Consider the following 5,107-nt stretch of genomic DNA (forward strand, 5'->3'; position numbering starts at 1 on the left):
GGGAGGGACGGGAGGAGGAACGGGCGACGGGGTGAACGTCGTCGCGTCGTTCTACCCGATGCAGTTCCTCGCCGAGGAGATAGGCGGGGAGCACGTCTCGGTCAGCTCCCTGGTCGAGCCCGGCGTCGAGCCGCACGATCTGGAGCTGAGCCCGCGGCAGACCGCCGAGCTGGGCGAGGCGGACCTCGTGGTCTACCTCAAGGGGTTCCAGCCGGCCGTGGACAAGGCGATCGAGCAGTCCGGCGTGGAGAACGTCGCCGAGGCGACCTCCTACACCGAGCCCATGGAGCACGGCTCGGGCCACCGGGAGGAGCACGGGGACGAGCACGCCTCCGAGCACGAGGAGGGCCACGGGGACGGGAGCCACGCGGAAGAGGGCCACGGGGAGGAGCACGCCGAGGAGGGCCACGAGGGCCACGACCACGGCGGCGAGGGAGCCGCCGACCCGCACGTCTGGCTCGACCCGGTGAGGTACGCCGAGGTGGCCGAGGGCGTCGGCGACGCCCTGGCCAAGGCGGACCCGGACCACGCCGACGACTACCGGAAGAACGCCGACGCCCTGGCCGAAAAGCTCCAGGACCTGGACGCGGACTTCCGCGAGGGCCTGGAGAACCGCAGGACCGACACCTTCATCACCGCCCACGCGGCCTTCGGTTACCTCGCCGACCGCTACGGCCTCCACGAGGAGTCCATAGCCGGTCTGGACCCCGAGTCCGAGCCCAGCGGCGCGAGGATGAAGCAGCTGCACCGGGTGGCCGAGGAGGACGACGTCGACACGGTCTTCTTCGAGGCGGCGGCCGGCGAGCGCACCGCGAAGACCCTCGCCGACGACCTCGGGTTGCGCACCGACGTCCTCGACCCCGTCGAGGGGATCACCGACGCGTCCCCGGGCGACGACTACTTCGAGATCATGCGGGCCAATCTCCAGGCCCTGCGGAAGGCGCTCGGCGCCCGGTGAGGAGGCCGATCATGACGGACGAGCACACCTCCGCGGCGCGGGACGCGGCGGACTCGACGGCACCGGCGGCGCCCCCGGTGCTGTCCCTGCGGGGCGTGACCGCCTCGCTCGGGGCGCGGCCGGTGCTGCGCGGCATCGACCTGGCCGTGGGGCGGGGCGAGGTCGTCGCCCTGCTCGGCGCCAACGGCTCGGGCAAGTCCACGACGGTGCGGGCCGCCGTCGGCCAGGTGCAGACCTCGGGCGGCGAGCTGGAGCTGTTCGGCACCCCGTTGCGCCGCTTCCGCGACTGGCACCGCGTGGGCTACGTACCGCAGCGCTCGACCGCGGCGGCCGGCGTGCCCGCGACCGTGCGCGAGGTCGTCGCCTCCGGACGGCTGGCCCGCAGGCGGCTGGGGCCGCTGGGCCGCGGCGACCGGGCGGCGGTACGGCGGGCCCTGGAGCTGGTCGGGCTGGCCGACCGGGCACGGGACTCGGTGAACGCGCTCTCCGGCGGCCAGCACCAGCGTGTGCTGATAGCCCGCGCGCTGGCCGGCGAGCCCGAGCTGCTGGTCATGGACGAGCCGCTGGCCGGCGTGGACCTGCTCAGCCAGGGCGTCCTGGCCGAGGCGCTGCGCGAGCAGACCGGCGAGGGCGCCTCCGTCCTGCTGGTGCTGCACGAGCTCGGCCCGCTGGCCCCGCTGATCGACCGCACGGTCGTCCTGCACGACGGTCGCGTGGAGCGCGTGGAGGGCACCGCGCACCTCCACGACCAGGCGTGCCACCCGCACGCCGACTCCCTGGCCGAACCGACCCGGACCGGACTGCTGACATGATCGAGATCCTCCAGCCCGCCTTCATGCAGCGCGCGCTGCTCGCCGCGCTGCTGGTCGGCGTCGCGGCCCCCGCCATCGGCATCTACCTCGTCCAGCGCCGCCAGGCGATCATGGGCGACGGGATCGGGCACGTGGCCCTCACCGGTGTGGCGCTGGGCTTCCTGCTGAGCACCAGCCCGGTGTGGACGGCCGTGGTGGTCGCCTCGCTCGGCTCGGTCGCGATGGAGCTGATCCGCTGGTACGGCAGAACGCGCGGCGACGTGGCCCTGGCCATGCTGTTCTACGGCGGCATGGCGGGCGGCGTCCTGATCATCAACCTGGCGCCGGGCGGCACCACGGCCGATCTCCTCTCCCCGCTCTTCGGCTCGGTCATGACCGTCTCGCCCGAGGACGTCACCGCCATCGTGGTGCTGTCCGTCCTCGCCCTGGCGGTCTCCTTCGGACTGCGGCGGCAGCTGTTCGCCGTCTGCCAGGACGAGGAGTTCGCCCGGGTCAGCGGGCTCCCGGTGCGGCTGCTCAACCTGCTGCTGGCCGTCACCGCCGCCGTCACCGTGACCGTGGCCATGCGGGTGGTGGGCCTGCTGCTGGTGAGCGCCCTGATGGTGATCCCGGTGGCCGCGGCCCAGCAGGTCACGCGCGGTTTCGCGACCACCATGGGGCTCGCGGTGGGCATGGGTGTGCTGGTGTCCGTGTCCGGCACCGCCACCTCGTACTACGCCGACGTGCCGCCCGGCGCCACCATCGTGCTGCTGGCCATCGTGCTGTTCGCCCTCCTGTCCGCGGCGGCCCCGCTGCTGAACCGCGCGCGGCTGAGGGCGCGGGCGCGGCAGGAGGAGGCGCCCGGACCGGACGAGCGGGCGGCGGACCGGGAGGGGGAGGGCCGGCAGGCGGCCGGAGGCGTTACGGTCGTGCGGTGACCGATGGTCGTCGGCGGACGGCGCGGCCGATGACACCACCGGTGCGCAGCGCGCCCGGCGGCGCCCGCCGCACCTGGCACAATGGCCGATCAGCTACGCGAGGTAGCGCCGACTCTAGGAGGCAATGGTGGCGACCGCAGGTCCCCCCGTACGCGGCCGGTCGACCCGGCAGCGCGCCGCTGTGGCGGCGGCGCTCAGCGAGGTCGACGAGTTCCGCAGCGCCCAGGAGCTGCACGACATGCTCAAGCACCGAGGCGACTCCGTCGGTCTGACCACCGTCTACCGCACGCTCCAGTCGCTCGCCGACGCCGGCGAGGTGGACGTGCTGCGCACCGACGAGGGCGAGGCCGTCTACCGCCGGTGCAGCACCGACGACCACCACCACCACCTGGTCTGCCGCAGTTGCGGCAAGGCCGTGGAGGTGGAGGGGCCCGCGGTGGAGAAGTGGGCGGACTCCATCGCCGCGGAGCACGGTTTCGTGGACGTGGCCCACACCATCGAGATCTTCGGTACCTGCGGCGAGTGCGCCGCCGCCCGGAGCGCCAAGGCCTGAGGGCTCGAACGCGGCGCGGCCCGGACGCTCCCGGCGGGAGCGTCCGGGCCGCGCCGCGCGTCCGGCTCCGCGCGTCCGGACCGGCGGCATTAGGCCTGTCAGGCCCGTCAGGCCTGCGGCGGTACGGTCCCCTCCGGCCGTACCGCCCCCTCCTGCGGGGCGGGCGCGACGGGCTCGGCGCCGCCGAAGCGGCGGTCGCGGCGGGCGTACTCCAGGCACGCGTCCCACAGGTTGCGGCGGTCGAAGTCCGGCCACAGCACGTCCTGGAAGACCATCTCGGCGTACGCGCTCTGCCATATCAGGTAGTTGGAGGTGCGCTGCTCGCCCGAGGGCCGCACGAAGAGGTCCACGTCCGGCATGTCCGGGTAGTACAGGTACTTCGCCACCGTCTTCTCGTTCACCTTCGACGGGTCCAGCCGCCCGGCCCGCACGTCCGCCGCGATGGCCGCCGCCGCATCGGCGATCTCGGCCCGGCCGCCGTAGTTGACGCAGAAGTACAGCGTCATGGCGTCGTTGTCCTTGGTCTGCTCCTGCGCCACCTGGAGTTCCTGGACGACCGACTTCCACAGCTTGGGCATCCGGCCGACCCAGCGGATGCGGATGCCGAGCGCATCCATCTCGTCGCGGCGGCGGCGGATGACGTCGCGGTTGAAGTTCATCAGGAAGCGGACCTCCTCGGGGGACCGCTTCCAGTTCTCGGTGGAGAAGGCGTACAGGGAGAGGTTCTTCACGCCCATCTCCAGGCAGCCCTTGAGCACGTCCATCACGACGCCCTCGCCGACCTTGTGCCCCTCGGTGCGCGGCAGCCCGCGCCGCTTGGCCCAGCGCCCGTTGCCGTCCATCACCACCGCCACATGCCTGGGCACCAGGTCGGCGGGGATGCTCGGCGGGCGCGCGCCGGAGGGGTGCGGTTCGGGCGTGAGGTACTCGCGACGCTGCCGGGACAGCATTCCGCGCCGTGCCATGCGGTTCATCTCCAGTCGGGCGGGGCCGGGGAGGGCCGCGCCTGGGTGAGGACGGGGAAGGGATACCGGGAGCGTAGCCGGTCGGCTCCCTCAGGTCTTCTCGACGTAGCGCAGGGAGCGCAGGCCCCGCTCCAGGTGCCAGTGCAGATACGCCGACACCAGCCCACTGCCCTCGCGGACGTGCCGGGCCTCGGCCGCGTCGGCCGTCGCCCAGTCGCCCGTCAGCAGCGCGCCCAGCAGCCGCAGCGCCTCGGGGGACGGCACGACGCTGCCCGGCCTGCGGCAGTCGGCGCACACCACCCCGCCGGCGGCGACGGAGAAGAACCGGTTGGGTCCGGGCAGCCCGCACTGGGCGCACGCCTCGAAGCTGGGCGCGTAGCCCCCCACGGCCAGGGAGCGCAGCAGGAAGGCGTCCAGTACCAGCGCCGGGGCGTGCTCGCCGGCGGCGAGGGTGCGCAGGCCGCCGATCAGCAGCAGGTACTGCTGGACGTTGGGCTCGCCCTCGTGGTCGGTGAACCGCTCGGCCGTCTCCAGCATGGCCGTCCCGGCGGTGTAGCGGGCGTAGTCGTCGACGATGTTCCGCCCGTACGGCGCGATGGTCTCGGTCTGGGTGCACAGCGGCAGGCCGCGGCCGACCAGATCGCTGCCGCGCGCGAAGAACTGGATGTCGACGTGGGAGAACGGCTCCAGCCTCGCCCCGAACTTCGACTTGGTGCGCCGCACTCCCCGGGCCACGGCCCGTACCCGTCCGTGCCCGCGCGTGAGCAGCGTGATGATGCGGTCGGCCTCGCCCAGCTTCTGGGTGCGCAGGACCACGCCGTCGTCGCGGAACAGACTCATTCCCCCATTGTCCCCCACCCGTCCCCCGGCCGGGGGACACGGGCCGGGGTCGCGCGGGGCCG

Annotated in this window: 6 protein-coding genes; 4 read left to right on the forward strand and 2 right to left on the reverse strand. The window is 73.5% G+C overall.

What is annotated here, in order from left to right; genetic code table 11:
- The 4 genes from L7D48_RS25485 to L7D48_RS25500 all read left to right on the forward strand — a co-directional run.
- A partial coding sequence (locus tag L7D48_RS25485) for a metal ABC transporter substrate-binding protein (RefSeq protein ID WP_237882910.1) occupies positions 1–958 on the forward strand: 958 nt, incomplete at its 5' end.
- 11 nt (positions 959–969) lie between these two features.
- Positions 970–1,770, forward strand: a complete 801-nt coding sequence (locus L7D48_RS25490) for a metal ABC transporter ATP-binding protein (protein WP_237882912.1) — start codon at positions 970–972, stop codon at positions 1,768–1,770.
- On the forward strand, positions 1,767–2,687 hold the full coding sequence (locus tag L7D48_RS25495) for a metal ABC transporter permease (RefSeq protein WP_237882914.1): 921 nt from the start codon (positions 1,767–1,769) through the stop codon (positions 2,685–2,687). Before L7D48_RS25490 ends, L7D48_RS25495 begins: the two co-directional genes overlap by 4 nt.
- Positions 2,688–2,814: 127 nt before the next feature.
- On the forward strand, positions 2,815–3,240 hold the full coding sequence (locus L7D48_RS25500; RefSeq protein WP_279948645.1) for a Fur family transcriptional regulator: 426 nt from the start codon (positions 2,815–2,817) through the stop codon (positions 3,238–3,240).
- Positions 3,241–3,347: 107 nt separating this feature from the next.
- On the opposite strand, the gene L7D48_RS25505 is transcribed toward L7D48_RS25500, so the two are convergent.
- Both L7D48_RS25505 and recO read right to left on the reverse strand, forming a co-directional pair.
- Positions 3,348–4,205, reverse strand: coding sequence for an isoprenyl transferase (locus L7D48_RS25505; RefSeq protein WP_237882918.1), 858 nt, complete (start codon positions 4,203–4,205; stop codon positions 3,348–3,350).
- Positions 4,206–4,295: 90 nt separating this feature from the next.
- A complete protein-coding gene (recO, locus tag L7D48_RS25510) occupies positions 4,296–5,045 on the reverse strand; it encodes a DNA repair protein RecO (protein ID WP_237882920.1) in 750 nt (249 codons plus the stop codon).
- Positions 5,046–5,107 lie beyond the last annotated feature (62 nt).

Origin of the sequence: Streptomyces sp. ICN903 (genome assembly GCF_022015835.1) — a bacterium.
Taxonomy (GTDB): domain Bacteria; phylum Actinomycetota; class Actinomycetes; order Streptomycetales; family Streptomycetaceae; genus Streptomyces; species Streptomyces fenghuangensis.

What these genes read in the sequence shown, in the direction of transcription:
- L7D48_RS25490 (WP_237882912.1), top strand. Translation starts at nt 970, where the DNA reads ATGACGGACGAGCACACCTCCGCGGCGCGGGACGCGGCGGACTCGACG.
- L7D48_RS25495 (WP_237882914.1), top strand. Translation starts at nt 1,767, where the DNA reads ATGATCGAGATCCTCCAGCCCGCCTTCATGCAGCGCGCGCTGCTCGCC.
- L7D48_RS25505 (WP_237882918.1), bottom strand. Translation starts at nt 4,205, where the DNA reads ATGGCACGGCGCGGAATGCTGTCCCGGCAGCGTCGCGAGTACCTCACG.
- recO (WP_237882920.1), bottom strand. Translation starts at nt 5,045, where the DNA reads ATGAGTCTGTTCCGCGACGACGGCGTGGTCCTGCGCACCCAGAAGCTG.